The 18,762-nt window shown below is 74.5% G+C and carries 14 protein-coding genes and 2 pseudogenes; 6 read left to right on the top strand and 10 right to left on the bottom strand.

What is annotated here, in order from left to right:
• Positions 1-26: 26 nt before the first annotated feature.
• From AC4IHM_RS28770 to AC4IHM_RS28780, 3 genes are all read right to left on the bottom strand, one after another.
• Positions 27-488 (bottom strand): NUDIX hydrolase, encoded by a 462-nt coding sequence (locus AC4IHM_RS28770; protein WP_490869873.1) that lies wholly within the window; start codon positions 486-488, stop codon positions 27-29.
• Complete coding sequence (locus tag AC4IHM_RS28775; protein WP_490869874.1) at positions 485-2,023, bottom strand: ATP-dependent DNA ligase; 1,539 nt, start codon at positions 2,021-2,023, stop codon at positions 485-487. The genes AC4IHM_RS28770 and AC4IHM_RS28775 overlap by 4 nt, the downstream gene beginning before the upstream one ends.
• A 147-nt stretch (positions 2,024-2,170) precedes the next feature.
• Positions 2,171-3,154: an NAD(P)/FAD-dependent oxidoreductase gene (locus tag AC4IHM_RS28780; protein WP_490869875.1), complete on the bottom strand. Its 984-nt coding sequence runs from the start codon at positions 3,152-3,154 to the stop codon at positions 2,171-2,173.
• 76 nt (positions 3,155-3,230) lie between these two features.
• Between AC4IHM_RS28780 and AC4IHM_RS28785 the strand changes: the two genes are divergently transcribed.
• The 6 genes from AC4IHM_RS28785 (at position 3,231) to AC4IHM_RS28810 (ending at position 8,551) form a co-directional block, all read left to right on the top strand.
• Positions 3,231-3,809, top strand: a complete 579-nt coding sequence (locus AC4IHM_RS28785; RefSeq protein WP_490869876.1) for a helix-turn-helix domain-containing protein — start codon at positions 3,231-3,233, stop codon at positions 3,807-3,809.
• A 128-nt stretch (positions 3,810-3,937) separates the two neighbouring features.
• On the top strand, positions 3,938-4,909 hold the full coding sequence (locus AC4IHM_RS28790) for an NADPH:quinone oxidoreductase family protein (protein ID WP_490869877.1): 972 nt from the start codon (positions 3,938-3,940) through the stop codon (positions 4,907-4,909).
• Entirely contained in the window at positions 4,906-6,087 is a 1,182-nt protein-coding gene (locus tag AC4IHM_RS28795) for an acyl-CoA dehydrogenase family protein (protein WP_490869878.1), read from the top strand. The genes AC4IHM_RS28790 and AC4IHM_RS28795 overlap by 4 nt, the downstream gene beginning before the upstream one ends.
• A complete protein-coding gene (locus AC4IHM_RS28800; RefSeq protein WP_490869879.1) occupies positions 6,084-7,172 on the top strand; it encodes an acyl-CoA dehydrogenase family protein in 1,089 nt (362 codons plus the stop codon). Before AC4IHM_RS28795 ends, AC4IHM_RS28800 begins: the two co-directional genes overlap by 4 nt.
• 206 nt (positions 7,173-7,378) lie before the next feature.
• Positions 7,379-8,242: a phosphatidylinositol-specific phospholipase C/glycerophosphodiester phosphodiesterase family protein gene (locus AC4IHM_RS28805; protein ID WP_490869880.1), complete on the top strand. Its 864-nt coding sequence runs from the start codon at positions 7,379-7,381 to the stop codon at positions 8,240-8,242.
• A gap of 114 nt (positions 8,243-8,356) precedes the next feature.
• Positions 8,357-8,551 carry a hypothetical protein gene (locus tag AC4IHM_RS28810; RefSeq protein WP_490869881.1) on the top strand — a complete coding sequence of 65 codons (195 nt, stop codon included), beginning with the start codon at positions 8,357-8,359 and terminating at the stop codon, positions 8,549-8,551.
• A gap of 27 nt (positions 8,552-8,578) precedes the next feature.
• Here the strand turns inward: AC4IHM_RS28810 and AC4IHM_RS28815 are convergent, their stop codons facing one another.
• The 7 genes and pseudogenes from AC4IHM_RS28815 to AC4IHM_RS28845 form a co-directional block, all read right to left on the bottom strand.
• Positions 8,579-8,947 (bottom strand): DUF779 domain-containing protein, encoded by a 369-nt coding sequence (locus tag AC4IHM_RS28815; protein ID WP_490869882.1) that lies wholly within the window; start codon positions 8,945-8,947, stop codon positions 8,579-8,581.
• Between the two features lie 55 nt (positions 8,948-9,002).
• Positions 9,003-9,392, bottom strand: coding sequence for a luciferase domain-containing protein (locus tag AC4IHM_RS28820; RefSeq protein ID WP_490869883.1), 390 nt, complete (start codon positions 9,390-9,392; stop codon positions 9,003-9,005).
• A 113-nt stretch (positions 9,393-9,505) separates the two neighbouring features.
• Positions 9,506-10,594, bottom strand: coding sequence for a lytic polysaccharide monooxygenase auxiliary activity family 9 protein (locus AC4IHM_RS28825; RefSeq protein ID WP_490869884.1), 1,089 nt, complete (start codon positions 10,592-10,594; stop codon positions 9,506-9,508).
• A gap of 228 nt (positions 10,595-10,822) precedes the next feature.
• Positions 10,823-11,602 (bottom strand): annotated as a pseudogene (locus AC4IHM_RS28830) (GH12 family glycosyl hydrolase domain-containing protein); the annotation flags it as partial.
• A 215-nt stretch (positions 11,603-11,817) separates the two neighbouring features.
• On the bottom strand, positions 11,818-12,843 hold the full coding sequence (locus AC4IHM_RS28835; protein ID WP_490869885.1) for a LacI family DNA-binding transcriptional regulator: 1,026 nt from the start codon (positions 12,841-12,843) through the stop codon (positions 11,818-11,820).
• A 73-nt stretch (positions 12,844-12,916) separates the two neighbouring features.
• Positions 12,917-14,908, bottom strand: a complete 1,992-nt coding sequence (locus AC4IHM_RS28840; protein ID WP_490869886.1) for a hypothetical protein — start codon at positions 14,906-14,908, stop codon at positions 12,917-12,919.
• Positions 14,905-18,757, bottom strand: a pseudogene (locus tag AC4IHM_RS28845) (vWA domain-containing protein). Before AC4IHM_RS28845 ends, AC4IHM_RS28840 begins: the two are co-directional and overlap by 4 nt.
• Positions 18,758-18,762 lie beyond the last annotated feature (5 nt).

Consider the following 18,762-nt stretch of genomic DNA (forward strand, 5'->3'; position numbering starts at 1 on the left):
TCACTTCTCTCGTCTGCTTCTCGTCGTCAGTGCGAGTGCTCAGCCAGCCGGTCGAGAAACGCGGCCTGCGCCTTCACGATCACCTCGCGCGCCCCGGCCACCGTGAACCACGCCACCCGGTCCAGCTCGGGGAACTCCGCCACGCGCCCCGACCTCGGCGGCCACTCCATGCGGAAGGTGCCGGGGACGACCGTCTCCGGATCGAGGTCGGCCTCGACGGCCCAGACCGTGACGAGCTTCCCGCCCGCCTGGCGCACCTCGCCGAGCGGCAGGGCCGCGCCGTCGGGCGGCGGCAGCCCCAGCTCCTCCCGGAACTCGCGCCGGGCAGCGTCCCAGGCCGGTTCCTCGGGTTCGTACTCGCCCTTGGGAACGGTCCACGCCCCGGCGCCGCGACGCGCGAAGGCGGGGCCGCCCATGTGGCCGAGGAGGACCAGCAGACCCCGGACCGGGTCGTGCCGGTACAGCAGCAGGCCCGCGCTGCGCTTCACGGGGCCACTCCGGGGTGTGCGGCGAGCAGCGTGGCCACGGTGTCCGCGTCCTCGGGGCGCTTGTCCTCGCGGTAGCGGACCACGCGGGCGAAGCGGAGGGTGACGCCGGCCGGGTAGCGGGTGGACCGCTGGAGTCCGTCGTAGGCGATCTCGACGACGAGTTCGGGGCGCACGGTCACGCCCCAGGGGTGCTCCTCGACGGCCAGCCGCCCCAGGCGCTCGGTCTGCCAGGCCAGCAGCGCGTCGGTCATGCCCTTGAAGGTCTTGCCGAGCATGGCGTAGGAGCCGTCGGCGGTGCGGGCGCCCAGGTGGAGGTTGGAGAGCCTGCCGGTGCGGCGGCCGTGGCCCCACTCGGCGGCCAGTACGACCAGGTCGAGCGTGTGGACGGGCTTGACCTTCAGCCAGGACGCGCCGCGGCGGCCCGCGCTGTAGGGGGCGTCGAGTCCCTTGACGACGACGCCCTCGTGGCCGCGCTCCAGCGTCCGGGCGAGGAAGTCCTCGGCGGCCGGCGCCTGCCCGGTCCCCTCCACCAGCGCGCGACGCACCCGCAGGGGCTCGGGGACCAGCCGGGCCAGCTCCGCGTGCCGCGCGGCCAGCGGCAGGTCGAGCAGGTCGTGGCCGTCGACGGACAGCGCGTCGAAGAACACCACGGACACCGGGACCGCCCGCGCGGCCGTGGCCACGTCCGTGCGGGAGCCGACCCGCCCGGCGGTCTCCTGGAAGGAGCGGGGACGCCCGCCCGCGTCCAGGGAGATAGCCTCGCCGTCCAGGACGAAGCGCTCGCCGGGCAGCGCGAGGGCCGCCGCGGTGACCTCGGGGAGCCGGTCGGTGATGTCGTCCAGGGTGCGGGTGTAGAGCCGTACGGCGGCGCCGTCGCGGTGCACCTGGACGCGGATGCCGTCCAGCTTCTCCTCGACGGCCGCGGCGCCCAGCCTGCCGACCGCCTCGGCGACCGAGGACGCGCTGTGCGCCAGCATCGGCAGGACGGGGCGTCCGACGGTGAGCCGGAACCGGTCGAGGGCGCCGGGGCCGTCCGCCAGCAGGGCCTCGGCCACCGTCTGGAGCGACCCCGCGAGCATCACCGCCCGGCGTACGTCCGCCGGGGGCGCGTCCGTCGCCGCGGCCAGCCCCTCGACCGCGGCCGCGTCCAGGGCGCCCTGCCGGACCTCCCCGGTGAGCAGCCCGATCAGGAAGCGCTGCTCGTCCTCGGTGGCCGCGCCCATCAGCTCGCCGACCAGCCGCGTCCGTTCGGCCTGGGAACCGGGGCCGGACACCGCGCCGAGCCGGGTGAGGCGGGCATCCACGTCGCGCACGGTCAGGGTCGGCCCGGCGGCCGGCGCGACCCGGTGGCTCAGCGCCTTCCAGCCGACGCCGATCCGGCCCTGGGGGAGCCGTCCCGCCAGATACGGGATGACGACCGGCACGTCCTCCGGCTCCGCCTCCCGGAACAGCTCCGCGAGCAGGGCGGTCTTCCGGGACCGCGCCGAGGTGGCGGCGACCTCCCGGGACACCTGGGCCAACCGGGCAAGCAGCATGCAGTCATGGTGCACCGGACAGGGCGGGACCACACCCGCGCGCCCTCCACCACCCCGCCGCCGGGAGCCCGCACGGCCCGGACGGAGAACCACCGGGAGTCGGCCGGCCCGACCGGGACGGGGACGGGCCGGTGGCGCGGGCGGGGGTTACCGCGGTGCGGCGGCGTCCAGGTCCGAGATGAGCAGGTCGCCGACGATCGCCGAGGCCGCGCGGTAGCCGCCGCTCGCCGCGTGGACGACCTGTTCGGCGAAGCCCATCGCGTTGCCGGCGGTCCATACGCCGGGCACCGTGGTCCGGCCCGTCGGGTCGACCACGGGGTAGGCGCCGAACGGAGTCTCCTCCAGCTCGGCGCCCAGCCGTTCCAGCAGGCCGGTCTGCGGTACGGCCGTCGGGCCGACGAACACCACCGAGCGGTCGTGCGCCGTCCCGTCCGCCAGCCGGACCCCGGTGAGCCGGTCGTCCTCGACCCGCAGCCCGGCCACCTCGCCGGGCACCACCTCGACCCCGGCCGCGGCGAGCCGGCGCAGGTCGTCGTCGGACAGTTCGGCCTCGGCGACCGTGTGCAGGAAGAGGATCACGTCCTTCGACCAGCCGGACACCATCAGCGCCTGGTGCACGGCGAGCGGGCCGGTGGCGAGGACGCCGAAGCGCTCGTCGCGCACCTCCCAGCCGTGGCAGAACGGGCAGTGCAGCACGTCCCGGCCGAACCGCTCGGCCACGCCCGGCACCTGGGGCAGCTCGTCCTTGAGCCCGGTGGCGACGATCAGCCGCCGGGCGCGGACGGTGCGCCCGCCGGCCAGCTCCACGGCGATGTCCGCGCCCCGGGACACGTCCACCGCCCGGTCGCGGACGAGTTCCACCCCGTACCGCGCGACCTCCTGACGGCCGAGCGCCAGGAACTCGGCGGGGGACATGCCGTCCCGGGTCAGATAGCCCTGCATGTGGTCCGAGGGCGCGTTGCGCGGCTCACCGGCGTCGACGATCAGGGTGCGCAGCCGCGCCCGGCCCAGGACGAGCGCCGCGGACAGCCCCGCCGCGCCACCGCCGACGACCACCACGTCGTACGTCCCGGACCGGTCCCCGGGAGCCTTCACGTCCTTCGGGTCCGGCACGTTCTCGTTCAGGGTCACTGCGACCACCTCCACGCACAAGGTCGCTCGGACACCATGGATTGACAAACTCATTTGCCGGTTCTGCAATAAGTGCATGACGACCGCAGACGATGTCCTCGCCGGAGTCGGACCGAAGCTCCGCCGGATCCGCAAGGAACGGGAGGTGACGCTGGCCGCCCTGTCCGAGGCGACCGGCATCTCCGTGAGCACCCTGTCGCGGCTGGAGTCGGGCCTGCGCAGGCCGAGCCTCGAACTGCTGCTGCCGATCGCCCAGGCCCATCGGGTGCCGCTGGACGAACTGGTCGGCGCCCCGCCGGTCGGCGACCCCCGGGTGCGCGCCAAGCCGGTCGTGCGCCACGGCCGCACCCACTGGCCGCTCACCCACCGGCCGGGCGGACTCCAGGCGTTCAAGGTGCTGGAGCCCCGGCGCAAGGAGGAGCCGGACCCGCGCACCCACGAGGGATACGAGTGGCTCTACGTCCTCTCCGGGCGCCTGCGACTCGTACTCGGCGACCACGACGTGGTGCTGACGGCGGGCGAGGCGGCCGAGTTCGACACCCGGGTGCCGCACTGGTTCGGGTCGACGGGGGAGGGTCCGGTCGAGTTCCTCAGCCTCTTCGGCCCGCAGGGGGAGCGGATGCACGTACGGGCCAGGCCCGCCGCCGGGTCGTGACCGCCGCCCGGTCGGCGTCGTACGGTCGGCCGTGACCGTACGGCTTTCGCGACCTGTTCCCCGATGGGCAAGCGACCGCTTAGTATGCGGGAGACCCGGTCGGACGACGCAGTCGGTGGAGGCCCCGCATGCAGGCATGGCAGGTGCACGAGAACGGCGAGCCGGGCGAGGTGATGCGCCTCGTGGACGTGGCGCCCCCGACGCCCGGCGAGGGCCAGGTCCTGCTGAGGGTCCGCGCCGCGAACATCAACTTCCCGGACGCCCTGCTCTGCCGGGGCCAGTACCAGGTCAGGCCGCCGCTGCCGTTCACGCCCGGCGTGGAGGTCTGCGGCGAGACCGAGGACGGCCGCCGCGTCCTCGCCAACCCCGCCCTCCCGCACGGCGGATTCGCCGAGTACGCCGTCGCGGACGCCCGCGCGCTGCTGCCCGCGCCGGACAGCCTGGACGACGCCGAGGCGGCCGCCCTGCACGTCGGCTACCAGACCGGCTGGTTCGGCCTGCACCGCCGGGCCCGGCTGGAGGCCGGCGAGACCCTGCTCGTCCACGCCGCCGCCGGCGGGGTCGGCAGCGCGGCCGTGCAGCTCGGCAAGGCCGCGGGAGCCACCGTGATCGGCGTCGCCGGCGGCCCGGAGAAGGCGGCCGTCGCCCGTGAACTGGGCTGCGACGTGGTCGTCGACCGGCACAGCGAGGATGTCGTGGCCGCCGTGAAGGAGGCCACCGGCGGCCGGGGCGCCGACGTGATCTACGACCCCGTGGGCGGCCGGGCCTACACCCAGTCCACCAAGGTCGTCGCCTTCGAGGGCCGGATCGTCGTCGTCGGCTTCGCGAGCGGCACGATCCCCACCGCCGCGCTGAACCACGCCCTGGTGAAGAACTACGCGATCCTCGGCCTGCACTGGGGCGCGTACAACACCAAGAACCCCGAGCTGGTCCGGCACTGCCACGCACAGCTCACCGAGCTGGCCGCCCGGGGCGCGATCAAGCCACTGGTGAGCGAGCGGGTGCCGCTCGGCGATGCCGCGGACGCCGTACAACGCGTCGCGGACGGCACGACGACCGGCCGCGTCGCCGTCGTCCCGGAGAAGGGAGCCACCGTATGACCGACGCAGCCGAACTGCGCCGCCGCACCCAGGAGTTGCTGGCCGCGCAGCCACCGGCCGACACGGACCGCCTGGACTTCCTGCGGGCCCGCTTCGACGCCGGACTCGCCTGGGTGCACTACCCGGAGGGCCTCGGCGGTCTCGGCGCCCCCCGCTCCCTCCAGTCCGTCGTCGACGCCGAGTTGGAGGCCGCGGGCGCCCCCGACAACGACCCCCGCCGGATCGGCATCGGCCTCGGGATGGCCGCGCCGACGATCCTCCAGTACGGCACGGACGAGCAGAGGCGCCGTCTGCTGCGCCCGCTGTGGACCGGCGAGGAGGTCTGGTGCCAGCTGTTCAGCGAGCCGGGCGCCGGATCCGACCTCGCCGCGCTCGGCACCCGGGCGGTCCGGGAGGGCGAGGACTGGGTCGTCAACGGGCAGAAGGTGTGGACGTCCAGCGCACACCTCGCCCGCTGGGCCATCCTCATCGCCCGCACCGACCCGGACGTGCCCAAGCACCGCGGCATCACCTACTTCGTGTGCGACATGACCGACCCCGGCGTCGAGGTCCGGCCGCTGCGCCAGATCACCGGCGAGGCCGAGTTCAACGAGGTGTTCCTCACCGATGTCCGCGTCCCCGACTCCCGGCGCCTCGGCGAGGTCGGCGACGGCTGGCGGGTCGCGCAGACCACGCTGAACAACGAGCGCGTCGCCATCGGCGGCAGCTCGATCCCCCGTGAGGGCGGCATGATCGGCAAGGCCGCCGCGACCTGGCGGGAACGCCCCGCACTGCGCACCCACGACCTGCACCAACGGCTGCTCGGCCTGTGGGTCGAGGCCGAGGTCGCCCGCCTCACCGGCGTACGCCTGCGCCAGCAACTGGCGGCCGGCCAGCCCGGTCCCGAGGGCGCCGGCATGAAGCTGAACTTCGCCCGTCTCAACCAGGAGATCAGCGGCCTGGAGGTCGAACTCCTCGGTGAGGAGGGCCTGTTGTACGACGACTGGACCATGCGCCGCCCTGAGCTTGTCGACTTCACCGGCCGCGACGCCGGATACCGCTACCTGCGCTCCAAGGGCAACAGCATCGAGGGCGGGACCAGCGAGGTGCTGCTGAACATCGTCGCCGAGCGCGTCCTCGGCCTGCCGGCCGAACCGCGCACCGACAAGGACGTCGCATGGAAGGACCTCGCCCGATGAGCGCACAGCCGGAACCCGCTCTGCTCTACTCGGAGGAGGAAGAGGCACTCCGCGCCGCCGTCCGGGACCTGCTCACCGACCACTGCGACCCGGCGGACGTCATCGCCCGCACCGAGTCGGACGCCGTGCACGACCTGTCCCTGTGGAAGGCGCTCTCCGACTCGATGGGCCTCGCGGGCCTGCTGATCCCCGAGAAACTGGGCGGACAGGGCGCCACCCACCGGGAAACCGCCGTGGTCCTGGAAGAGTTGGGGCGCTCGGTGGCACCGCTGCCCTACCTCACGAGCGCCGTCGTCGCCACCGAGGCGCTGCTGGCCTGCGAGGCCGGCGAACTGCTCACCGAACTGGCCTCCGCGGCCACCATCGCCGCGCTCGCCGTCGCACTGCACGTCGCGCCGGGCGGCACCGTCGCGCACGCACGACTCGAAGGGGGCCGCTTGCACGGCGAGTTGACCGGCATCGCCGACGCGGCGGTGGCCGGCGTACTGCTGGTGCCCGCGGACGACGGGGGACTGTACGCCGTCCGCGCCGCCGACGCGACCGTCACCCCGCAGATCGCCCTGGACGCGACCCGGCCGCCGGCCCGGGTGACCCTCGACGGCGTGTCCGGGCGCCTGCTCGGCGACGCCGAACCCGCCGTACGGCGTGCCCTGCGGGCCGGTGCCGGGCTGCTCGCGTCCGAGCAACTGGGCCTCGCCGACCGGCTGCTGACCGAGACCGTCGGTTACCTCAAGGAACGCAGGCAGTTCAACCGGCAGGTCGGCGGATTCCAGGCGCTCAAGCACCGGCTCGCCCGGCTGTGGCTGGAGGTCGCCGGCCTGCGCGCCGCCGCCCGCAACGCCGCCGACGCGCTGGCGAGCGGCCAGGACACCGACATGGCCGTCGCCGTGGCCCAGGCCTACGCGGCACCCGTCGCCGTCCGCGCCGCCGAGGAGGCGCTGCAACTGCACGGCGGCATCGGCATGACGTGGGAGCACCCGGTCCACCTGCACCTGAAGCGGGCCAAGGCCGACTCGATCGCCTACGGAACCGCGGGCACCCACCGTGCGGCGCTGGCCGAACTGGTCGATCTGCGGGCCCCCTGACACCCGTACGATCCCGGTCCGGCACGACAGGAGAAGTGCCCGCCCTCTCGGGGGCGGGCACTTCCGCGTGTCTCGCCCGGCCGAACGGCCGCCGACATGAACGACCGGCGGCGGTCCGGCCAACTCCCCGCAGGGCTCTGCTCATTGGCGGCGCCGGGACCCCATACTCACAGGCGTCCCGTACGGCACTTCCAGGGAGGCAGAGCATGGCCCTCACCACCCGACGCAGAGCCCTCACCACCCTCGGCGCCGCCCTCGCGGGCGCGGTCGCCCTGCCCGCAGGCATCGCGCGGGCGAGCGAGGGCGGGCACGGGCCGCGTCCCCTGTGGCACGCCCACGCCCACAACGACTACGAGCACCCCCGTCCCCTCCTCGACGCCCTCGACCACCGCTTCGGCAGTGTCGAGGCCGACATCTACCTGGTCGACGGCGAACTCCTCGTCGCCCACGACCCCGCGGACCTCGACCCGTCCCGCACCCTGGAGGCCCTCTACCTCGACCCCCTCGCCGCCCGCGTCCGCGCCGGCCACGGCCGGGTCTACCGGCAGGACCGCCGCGCCCTGCAACTGCTGATCGACATCAAGACCGAGGGAGCGTCGACGTACGCCGAACTCGACCGCCGTCTGAGCGGCTACCGGCACCTGTTCACCACCTGCTCGCACGGACGGGTACTCCCCGGCGCGGTCACCGCGGTGATCTCCGGCGACCGGGCGGCCCGTGCGCCGATGGAGGCCCAGCGCACCCGGCGGGCCTTCTACGACGGCCGCCTCACCGACCTCGGCAGCACCGCACCGGCCTCCTTCGTCCCGCTCATCAGCGACAACTGGACGCTCAACTTCGCCTGGCGGGGCGTGGGCGCCTTCCCGGCGGCCGAGCGGCGCAGGCTGGCGGACGTCGTCGGCGCGGCGCACGCCCGCGGGCAGCGGGTGCGCTTCTGGGACACGCCCGACGTGGCGGGCCCCGCACGGGACGCGGTGTGGAGCGAACTGCTCGCCGCCGGCGTCGATCACCTCAACACCGATGACCTCGCCGGACTCGAATCGTTCCTCGACGCCCACCGGGGCGCGTAGGCACGATCGGAACACCACTCGTTCGGAGGACAGGTCAGCCGCCCGGACGAACCCTCCGCTACGCCACACTTGCGGCCGAACGCCGCGAAGTGCACGTGGCGGAGGAGGTTGACGATGGCCGTTTCCATCTCTGTGGTGCTGTTGCTGCTGGTTCTGGCGGTGATCTTTCTGCGCAACGGCGGGCTGAAGATCTCGCACGCACTGGTGTGCCTGTTGCTCGGCTTCTATCTGGCAAGCACGAGCATCGCCCCCACCATCAACAGTGGTCTGACCGCGACGGCGGAGATCGTGAGCGGTCTCAGGCCGTAGTCGGTGAGGGCCGCGGGGGCGAGGGGGCTACGCGTCGACGAGACGGGAGCGAATGAGGAAGCGCACCCCCTCGGGTGCCTCCAGCGAGAAGCCGCTGCCCCGCCCCGCGACGACGTCCACCGTCAACCTCGTGTGGCTCCACGCCGCGTACTGGCTCCGTGACATCCAGAACTCCACCGGCTCCGCGACGCCCTCGACGACCAGCTCGCCGAGCAGCACGTCCGCGGCGCCGGTGCGGAACTCGCCGGCCGGGTAGCACATGGGGGCGCTGCCGTCGCAGCAGCCGCCGGACTGGTGGAACATCAGCGGGCCGTGCGCCTCGCGGAGCCGCCTCAGCAGTACGGCGGCGTCGGCGGTGAGTTCGACGCGGGGGGTCTCCTCGTAGGTGTCAGGCATGCCCCGCATGCCAGCACGGCGAAGGTTGCGAGAGGGTTGCGAGGGTCGGCGGGTCTCAGATCTCGCCGGCCGCGGATCGCGGAAGCACCGTGACCCGGTGGAAGTTGCAGCCCGAGGGCAGGTCCGTCAGGGCCCGGGTCTGATGGGCTTTGAGTGCGATGCTCACCAGGCTCAGCAGCAGGTCGACGTCCGCGTCGCAGTCCAGGTGCACGGTCACCCATCGGGAGTCGGGAAGCATGTGGATGGCGCTGGAGCCGCCGAGGTCGTACTGGAAGCGCTGGATGGCCCGGTGGGTGAGGTGGAGGTCGACATCCCGGTCCGAGTGGAAGTGGACGATCTCGTCACCAACGGAGTGCAGCGCCCGTCCGGTTCCACAACTGGCCGTACCCGCGAAGAGGTCGGGCCAGGCTTGCAGCCGCTCAAAGGCGCGCTGGGCCAGAGTCATGGCCCCATCGTCGCCCGAACACCTCGCGGCAACCAGTGGTTGAGCGATTCGTAACCGGCATGTGAGGTCGGCGGTGCCCCTCGGCGGGCACCGCCGGCCCCGTCCCCGAAGTGTCAGGGCGCCACGCAGCCGATCGTGCCCACGGGGAAGTCGTTGCCCGTGGAGGTGGCCGTGAAGCCGAAGGTCACGCTGCCGTCCGGTGGGACGACGCGGTTGTGGTCCACGTTCCGGACCGTGACCGTGCCGTCGGTGCCGCCGGACAGCGAACCGTTCCACACGCCGCCGAGCGTGGTCCCGTTGCCCGGCTGCCACTGCACGGCCCAGCCGTTCAGCGGCTCCGTGCCGTGGTTCATGACCTCCACGGAGCCCTGGAAGCCCCCGCTCCAGGAACTATCCACGGAGTAGACGGCCATGCAGGAGCCGGAGTGCTCGGGCGGCGGCGTGGTCGGGGTCGGCGTCGGGTCCGGAGCCGGGGTGCCGCCGGAGCCGCGGATGCCGGTGACCTCGCCGTTGCCGCCGTCGAAGACCACGTCGGAGCAGGAGAAGAAGTTCTCCTGACTGTCCGAACGCACCCACTGCATGAAGATCAGCGCGTCACCCGAGCGGCCCGGGGGCAGCGCCAGGTCCCAGTAGTAGTGGCCCGAGTCGGTGCCCGGCGAGCCCTGCTGGGCCGGGTCGGTCACCGTCTGGATGAGTTCCAGGTCGTCCCAGCCCAGCTCGGACGTGGGCGACCAGTTGGGCTTGGTCAGATAGACCCGGAAGTCACCCGGGTGGGCCGCCCAGTTGCTGTAGTTCACCTGGATCGTTGCCCCGGACGTCAGATGCGTGCGCGGCCAGTCCGCGCGGGCGGCGTTGTAGCCGGAGAAGTCGTACGGGGAACGGTCGCCGGCACTGCACAGAGTGCCGTCCGGCACATAACCGGGGCCGCGGCCCCCGGCGTTGGAGTCGAGCACGGCGAACCAGTTGTACAGCGCCGTCGCACCGCTCTGGTCGAGGGCGCCGCGACAGGCCGGGTTGGTCGGGTCGAGGGCGCCGGTGCCGGTCCTGGCGTCCAGTTGGCAGAGGTAGGTGCGGGAGCCGGGCATCATCGCCACGCCGTGTGCCTCGGCCCGTCCCTGCCCGAGCAGGAAGGTCACGCCGAGCGCGCTCAGCAGGGTTGCCAGTACCGCCGCCAGGGAGAGGAATCTGCTGCGTCGAGCCATAGGGGGTCTCCTGTTTTCCGGGGCCGGGTCTTCCGTTCACTGATGATCAGTTCATGACAATCGCAATGGCAGTGGGAATGAGCGGGTGCGGGTGGGGACGGGCGGCCGGTGGCCGGGTGGGGCGTGTGATGGAACCCCCGCCCGTCCGGGGGAAGGCGCTTCGACCGGACGGGCGAGGGGGTGTTGGGCCGCGCCCGGCCGCCCCGCCTACGCCGCGGTGCGGGCGGCGCCGGTCTCGACGGTGGAGAAGAAGGAGTTCACGGCCAGTCCGGCGCCGTTGTGCCAGGGCTCGAAGCCGGCCTGAATGCTCGTCAGATACCAGTCGTCCGCGGCGAGTCCGCGCGCGACGGCCGCCCGGACGAAGTCCATCACGTCGAAGCTCCAGCCGCCGATCGCCGAGGGGGCCACGAAGGACAGCACGTCGTTGGAGCCGTTGCCGCCGCTCCACACCTCCCAGCTCCGCCCGCCCACGGCGGCCGTGCCGACGGGGGAGCCGATGGGCTGGATCGGGCCCACCCGGTGGAACCAGATCATGATCTCGGTCCGGTTCACTCCGTCGGTCCGGGGAGCGGGGTCCAGCCAGATGTCGTACGAGGCGTTGTAGACGGCGTCGTCGACGAAGCCGTACGAGATGCCGGAGGGCGCCTCGGCGACGGTGTCGAGCCGGGCGGGGAGGGCTGTGCCCGGCGAACAGGTCGTGTAGTGGCAGCCGTTGAAGACCGACGGATACGACTTCGGCGCCCCGTCGGTCGGCGCCGAGCCGTCGGCCCGGCCGACCTGGAAACCGGTGTCGGTGGCGACGACGCACTGGGTGGCGCCGGAACCCCAGCGGTTGTTCTGGACGACGTACCGGCCCTGGATCGTGGTCGTCCCGAAAGGTTCGCAGATCGTGGTGTCCGCCTGGGCCGGCGCCGCCGCGGTCATGAGCGACGCGAGCACCGCGAGGGTCGCGACCAGGGCGCTCAGGAGGCCGCGCCCGGCTCGGACTTGGGGCCGTAACGTTCGCATGGGGGCCTCTCCGGGTGAGTGGGGGAGGGGGAGGGGCCGGGGCGGGAGCGCTCCCAACTCCCCACTGATGGGAGCGCTCCCACTTACCGGTTGACTGGGGACTTTAGGAGCGGTTCATGTTCCTGACAAGACGGTGCGCGTCGAAGTCGTCGAGGAAATCTCGAAGCCCCAGGTGAAGGGCGCGTCGCCGGGAGCGCTCCCGACCGGCCCTGCGATCAGGCGGACTCCCGGAGCACCAGCTCCGTTCGGAGGATGACGTGCCGCCAGGCCACGGGGGAGTCCTCCATCTCCTCAAGCAGCAGCCGTACCATCGCGCGGCCGATCTCCTCCAACGGCTGCCGGACCGTCGTCAGCGGAGGATCCGTGGGCCGGGTCGGCTGGAAGCCGTCGAAGCCGATCACCGCCACGTCCCGCGGCACCCGCCGGCCCGCGGTGCGCAACGCGTGGAGCGCCCCGGCGGCCATGGTGTCCGAGGCGGCGAAGACCGCGTCGAGTTCCGGGTGCCGGGCGATCAGGTCCGTCATCGCCCGGCGCCCGCTCTCCTCCGTGAAGTCGGCGCCCTCGACGACCAGCGAGGAGTCGGCCGGCACGCCCGCCAGCTCCAGGGCCTCCCGGTATCCGCGCAGCCGGCACTGGGCGACGTACATGTCGAGCGGCCCGCTGATGGTCCCGATGGCCGTCCGGCCGCTGTCCAGCAGGTGGGTGACCGCACCCCGCGCGCCGCCGGTGTTGTCGGCGTCGACGTAGGTGACGCGCTCGTCGCCGGAACGCCGCCCCAGCATGACGGTGGGCAGCCCCGCCTTGGCGAGCATGTCCGGCAGCGGGTCCTCGGCGTGCACGGACATCAGCAGCACGCCGTCGACCCGGCCGCCGCGCGCGTACTCCACGAACCGCCGCCGCTCGGTGTCCGTCCGGACCAGGGTGAGCAGCAGTTGCACCGGGGTGTCCGTGAGGGCGTCGCCGACGGCGTGGACGATCTCGGTGAAGAACGGCTCCCCGAACAGCCGCCAGTCCGTCTCCGTCATCACCAGGGCGACCGCGTCCGCACGGTGCCCCGCCAGCGAACGGGCCGCGAGATTCGGGACGTACCCCAGCTCGGCGATGGCCCGCTGCACGGCGCGGCGCGTCGAATCACGCACACCGGCCGCGTTGTTGACGACCCTTGAGACGGTGCCCCGCCCCACACCGGCGAGGGCGGCCACCTCCTCCAGCGTCGGCGTGCCGGGACGCTGCCTGCCCATGTCCGCCCGCCTTCCCCCGGAGATCATCCGATACTACGGCGGCCCGCCCCGCTCAGCGGGCCGATCGTGCGGGTCACGTCGGCCGATCGGCCCGTGCCCCGCCGTTCGCCGGACCGGCGGGGCGCGCGAGGCCGGTGAGGTCGGCGCCCCACGCGGCGGCGCACAGGGCGCGGTCGACTTCCTCCGTGTAGACGGCGGCGCCGAGCCAGGCGCGGGCGAAACGGGCGGTGTCGGCCGGGAGCAGCCGGCCGAAGGGGTCGCGTGCGCGCTCCGCGGCGGTGGCGTGCAGCTCGGTGAGCAGCTCACCGGCGGTACCGAGGCCGTGCCGGCGCAACCGGGCGGCCTCCGAGTCCCTGCTCCCGGGGAAGGCGAGCACCCGGCGCCCTCCGGAGGCCGCCTGGTGGACCCGGCGCCGCAGCAGATGGACGGGGGCCTCGTCGACGACGGGCGGGGCCGGTGCGGCCGTGGGCGTGTGTGCGGCCGTGGGCGTCGAAGCGGCGGGCAGGTCGGCGCGACGGAGCCGGTCGAGTCCGAGATCGACGCGGGCGCCCGGGTCGGTGGGACGGCTCACGGCCAGCAGCAGGGCGCGTGGGAGCGGGGCCGGAGTGAGCCGGGCGACGACACGCAGCCGGGTGCCCGGCACGGACGCGAGGAGCCGGAGGTTCTCACGGTGGGGCAGCGCGGGGTCGTCGTGGGCTGCGGCGAGCCGGAGGGGCAGGCCGCCGCAGTCGGCCAGCAGGCAGTCGCCCGCCGCCTCCCGGACCGTGCCGACGAGCGTGACATCGAGGAACAGCAGGTCCTGGCCGCTCCTCGGGTCCCGGTCGGTGGCCAGGGCGCGGGCGATCTGCTCGGCCACCGGCACCGCCCACAGCCGCTCCAGAGGCTCGGCCCGCCAGGCGGCGCCGGACGCGCGCACGGCCCGTACGCCTGCCCCCGCGCCCAGGCGGCCCGTCGGGGAGACGGTCGCGCCGGACACGGCGAGCCCGGCGCGGGAGAGTTCACGGTGCGTCAGGGCCGTGTCGCCGAGGCGCACGGCACGGTCCGCCGCCGCCGTGGCTCGGCCGGCGCCGCCCGGAGTCACGTCCGAGACCGTGTACAGCCGGCCCCTGGAGTCCGCGGTCCAGGTGACGGCACCCGCGTACCCGGTCGCCGTGAGAACGGACTCGGCGAAGAGCCCGTACAGGCGCAGCGACCCGTCCGGGGCGTACGGCTGCCGCACGCTGCCGCGCAGGTCGGCGAGTTCCGGCCCGGTGGCGTCGGGGAGGCGGTGCGCGAGGACCAGGACCTCGCGCAGGGCGGCGGTGAGGTCGGCGAGGCGGTAGGCGGGGTCGGCGGCACGGGCCGCGCGCAACGCCGTGACCACGGAGACCGCGCGGCTCGCCGCCCGGGGGAGCCCCGCGAGCCGCGCGGTGTGCGCGGCGCGCAGCAACTCCGCCTGGAGCACGGCGCCGGCACCGTCGGTCCCGGCCTCCAGCACGGCGGCCGCCGTGCCGCGCAGGGCGGCGGCTGCGGCGCGTTGGCCGGGGGTGGCGGCTGCGGGTGGTGGGGCGGGCGGCTGTCCCGTCGGTGCGGGGGCCGTGATCCGTGGCTCTGTGGTCCGTGGCTGTGTGGTCGGTGGCTGTGTGGTCGGTGGCTGGGTGGCGGGTGGTTCCGTGTGTGACGGCTCCGTGTGTGACGGTTCCGGAGGTGAGGGCTTTGTGCGTGACGGCTGCGTGGCCGGCGGTTCCGTGAGCGTCTGTTCTGTGAACGTCGGTTCCGCGAGCGTCGGTTCTGTGGGGTCGGCGACCGGGGCGGCCGATGCCGCGGCGGCCCGGTGGAGGCAGTCGGGCGCGAGCAGGCAGCCGCAGCGGATCGCCTCGGCACTGGTCACCACCCCGTCGGGAGCGTGCAGTTCGAGGTCGGTCTCGTCGTCGACGGCGATGCGCACCACGTCGCCCTCGCGGACCGCCGGACGCCCCGCCACCTTGGTGACACCCGCATCCAGCCGTTTGCGCAACCGGGGCGTCAGCGCCTCGACGAGCTGAGCGGTCACCGAGGGGGCGACCGGCGGAAGGTGCGGGTTCATACGATCTTCTCCCCTACCCAGCGGGCGAGTTCGAGCGGACTGAGCGCCGCGACCGGCATGCCCGCGGCGACGAGCTGACCCGCCACCCCGGTGGAGTACCGGGGACGGCCCGTGTCGTCGAGGCTCGCGCAGCCGAGGACATGGCAGCCGGCCCCGACGAGGGCACGGACCTCGGCGAGCAGCCCGCCCAGCGGACGGCCCTCCTCGAAGTCGCTGACGACCACCACGAGCGTGCGGGACGGCACGGTGACCAGCTCGCGGGCGTGCCGCAGCCCCGCGGCGATGTGGGTGCCGCCGCCCACGCTGACCTCCAGCAGCAGCGAGAGCGGGTCGTCGACGTGGTCGGTGAGGTCGATGACCTCCGTGGAGAAGGCCAGGAAGTGCGTCGACAGCGCGGGCACTCCGGCCAGTACCGAGGCGGTGAGGGCGGCCCAGACCGTGGACGCCTCCATGGACCCCGACACGTCGGTCACCAGGATCAGCCGCCAGTCGGCGGACCTCTTGGCCCGGGTACGGAAGACGGGGTGCTCCGGGAGGACCCGGACCGTGCCGTCCGGAGCGCGGTGCGCGGAGGCCAGATTGGCCCGCAGGGTGCGGGGCAGGTCGAGACCACCGCCGGGACGGCGGCTGGGGCGCGGCAGCACGGTGCCGTGCAGCGCGGGGCGCAGCCGCGTGGCCAGTTGCCGGGTCAGTGCCTCTACCAGGCGCCGTACCAGAGGCCGGAGCGCGGCCAGGCGTGCTTCGGGCAGGCCTCCCGCGTGCCGCAGCACGGTGCGCAGCAGGTCGACGGAGGGGCGCACGCTGTCCGGATCGAGTTCGGCCAGGAACGTCCGCCCGTCCCGACGCCGCCGCTGCCGCCAGGACCTCCTCGCGGATGCCCGGCCCGAACAGCGCCCCCAGCTCCTCGGACCACTCCCGCACACTCGGATACGAAGCCTCCCGGCCACCGCCGTCGCTGCCGCCGGGCCCGGTCAGATCACCCCGGCTGCCCTCGCCCCGGCCGCTGCCGTACAACTCGTCCAGCGCGGTGGCCGCCGCGGTCGCCGGCCTTGACAGCCGGTCGGTACGGCGGCCGAGCACGAGCCGCCAGCGGTCGGCGGGGGCGAGATGGTGATCCGCGGCGGCGAGGGCGCCCGCCTCGCAGGCCGGGGTCGGTTCCACTCCCCGTCCCGGTCCCGGAGCAGGGCGTGGGGGCGGCGGCGGGGCCGAGGGAAGCAACCCGAGCCCGTCGAGAGTGGTCCGTGCCGCGAGGTCCGCGCGGGTCCACAGAGCGAGGGCCGCGGGGTCCAACCCGCCCGTGTCGGAGAGCCGGGAGAGCCGGGAGAGCCGGGCGATGTCCAGGCGTTCCTCGACGGTGGCGAGGAGGCGTTCGCGGGCGGCCGGGCTGAGTGTGTCGAAGCCGCCGCGCAGGGCGGGCAGCCGGTCCAGGAAGTCCCGGTCGGACAACTCGCCGACCCGGTCGAGGAGCGGCTCCAACGCCGGGGCCGCCGACTCCAGCAGCGGCCCGGCGGCCGTCAGCAGCCCCGTCAGCCGGGCGGTGAGCGCGGAACGGGACGCGCGGTCCGCCGCCGCGTCGACCCAGGACGCGACGCGACCGCCGAGTTCGGCCGGGTCCTCGTGCCCGAGGAGCACCCGGACCGCTCCGGCGGCGCCGCGCATCAGGGGAGATCCCTCGTGCGCCAGCCGGGCCAGGGCGTCGGTCAGGCGGACGCCGCCGAACACGTCCGCCCGTCGGGCGAGTTCCAGCAGGGCGTGCGCGTCCGCCGGGTCCTCGGCACCGGTGAGGCCGTCCACCTGGCGAACCGCCGCGGAGGTGAGGAGTTCGGCCACGGCGGTGGCCCGGACCGCGCGGTCCCCGTCGGCGCCGAGCCCCGCGACGTGCCCCGCCCGCAACCGGTCCAACAGGCCGAGACCGCCGAGGAGTTCGGACAGTGTCGCGGCACCGGGCAGTACGTCGGCGGTCTCCGCGAGCCGTGCGTCCGTCAGCTCCGGCAGGCCGCACTCGGCCGCCTGCCGGAGCCCTTCCAGGGTCTGCGCCGCCGTGGGCCCGCCCTCGTCCCGCTCGGCCCGCCACTGCTCGCGCAGGACCCCCTCGGCCGCCTGGGCGGGGGTGACACCGTGCACGCCGACGACCGACAGCATGGCCTCGGTGGCCGGCGTCCAGCGCACCTCCCACCGCGTCGTCAACGTCTCGGCACCGCCCGCACCGACGACGCCCCGCGCCTGCGCGTACGGCACACCGCACACCGTCAGACGGCGCAGCAGCAGGTCGCGTGCGCGGTCGAGGTCGGACCGCAGCGGGTCCAGCCGCAGCTCCCTGGCGGACGCACCCGGCGGCGTGGCCCCCGGCCCCGTACCACCGGACCCGTTGCCCCCGGTCCCACCGGCACCCTGCCCACTGCGATCCTGCCCACTGCGATCCTGCCCACTGCGATCCGGCCCACTGCGATCCGGCCCACTGCGATCCGGTCCATTGCCAACCGGTCCGGGCAGTCCCAGTGCGGACAGTTCGGACTCGACCGCCGGGGCGAGGCCGCTGCGCGGTGCGCCCGGGGCGGGACGGCCACCGCGTGTCCCGACGAGGACCCGCTCCATCGCCCGCGCGACGGCCCGCCCCCTGCCGTACGGCTCGCCCTGCGCGAGCACCGTCTGCACCGCCTCGACCAGCTCCCCCCGGCCCGCCGCGGGCAGCCCCCGCAGCCGCGCCAGGTCCGAGGCCAGCCGTGTGATCTCACGCGCGTCGGCGGGCCCCGACGGATGGCCGAGGCCGCGCAGTTCCGCGCACACCCGTACGGCGGTGCGCGTCAGCGCCTCCTCCAACGCGCCCGGATCACCCCCCGCCCGCAGGACGAGATGCTGCCACTCGGGATCCCGGATGCCCGCGGGATACCCGGACCGCTCGTCAAGGAGCGCGTACGTGTACGGGATGAGGGACGTGGTCCACCCGGCGCCGGTGCCGGGACGGGCGGTGGGGTCCGGCCCGTCTTCGAGGGAGTCGGCGCGCCGGCCGGGACGGTCCCGCCCGGCTGCGTCGGCGGCGGCCCGGGACACCAGCGCCGGGGCGTGGAAGGCGCCCACGACCACGGCGGCCCGCGCCCCGTCCGCGGTGGCGGCGGCCAGGCGGGAGCGCATCCACCCCTCACGCCGCAGATCCAGCTCGGGTACACCCCCCGACGCGACGGCCTCCTCGCGCAGCGCCCACCCGGTCAGGAGCGCGGCACGGCGCAGCGCCTCCGGTGGAGACCCCGGCGCGGTGGCCTCGACGAGACGGTCCCACAGGTCCTCACCGGGCCGTCCGGTGAGCCGCGCCCGGAGCGCGGCGGCGAGCCCCGACCGGTCGGACTCCGCGGCCGAATCCGAGGGCACAGCGGCGGAGGAAGGGGCGGCGGGGGATGTGGCGCGAGTGGCGGGCAGCCGCCCCTCGCGCCACGCCCGGTCGGCCAGCGGCAGGTCGCAGGCGACGACCGGCACGCCGCGCCGGGCGGCCCAGCGCACGGCGGCGAGTTCCGGGGAGAAGTCGGCGAACGGGTAGAACGCCGGCCCCCCGCCCTCCTGTGCCGAGGCGGCGGCCAGGGCGACCGGCGCCCGCGTCTCCTCGTGGCCCAGCCAGGGCAGCCACTCCTGCATCTCGGCGGGAAGCTCGACCAGCAGGACATCCGGAGCGGCCTCGTCCAGCAGCGCCGGCACGGCCGCGGCCAGGGACGGTGCGTGATGCCGTACCCCGATGAGACAGGGCGCCGCGGGATCGGTGAGCGCGGCCACCGCCTCGTCGGGAGACAACGACGGCGGAACGGGCGAGGAGAGCGGGGGCGAGGAGAGCGGGGACGAGGAGGGCGGAGAGAGGGACACGGGAG

This window comes from Streptomyces sp. SL06, from assembly GCF_058244745.1.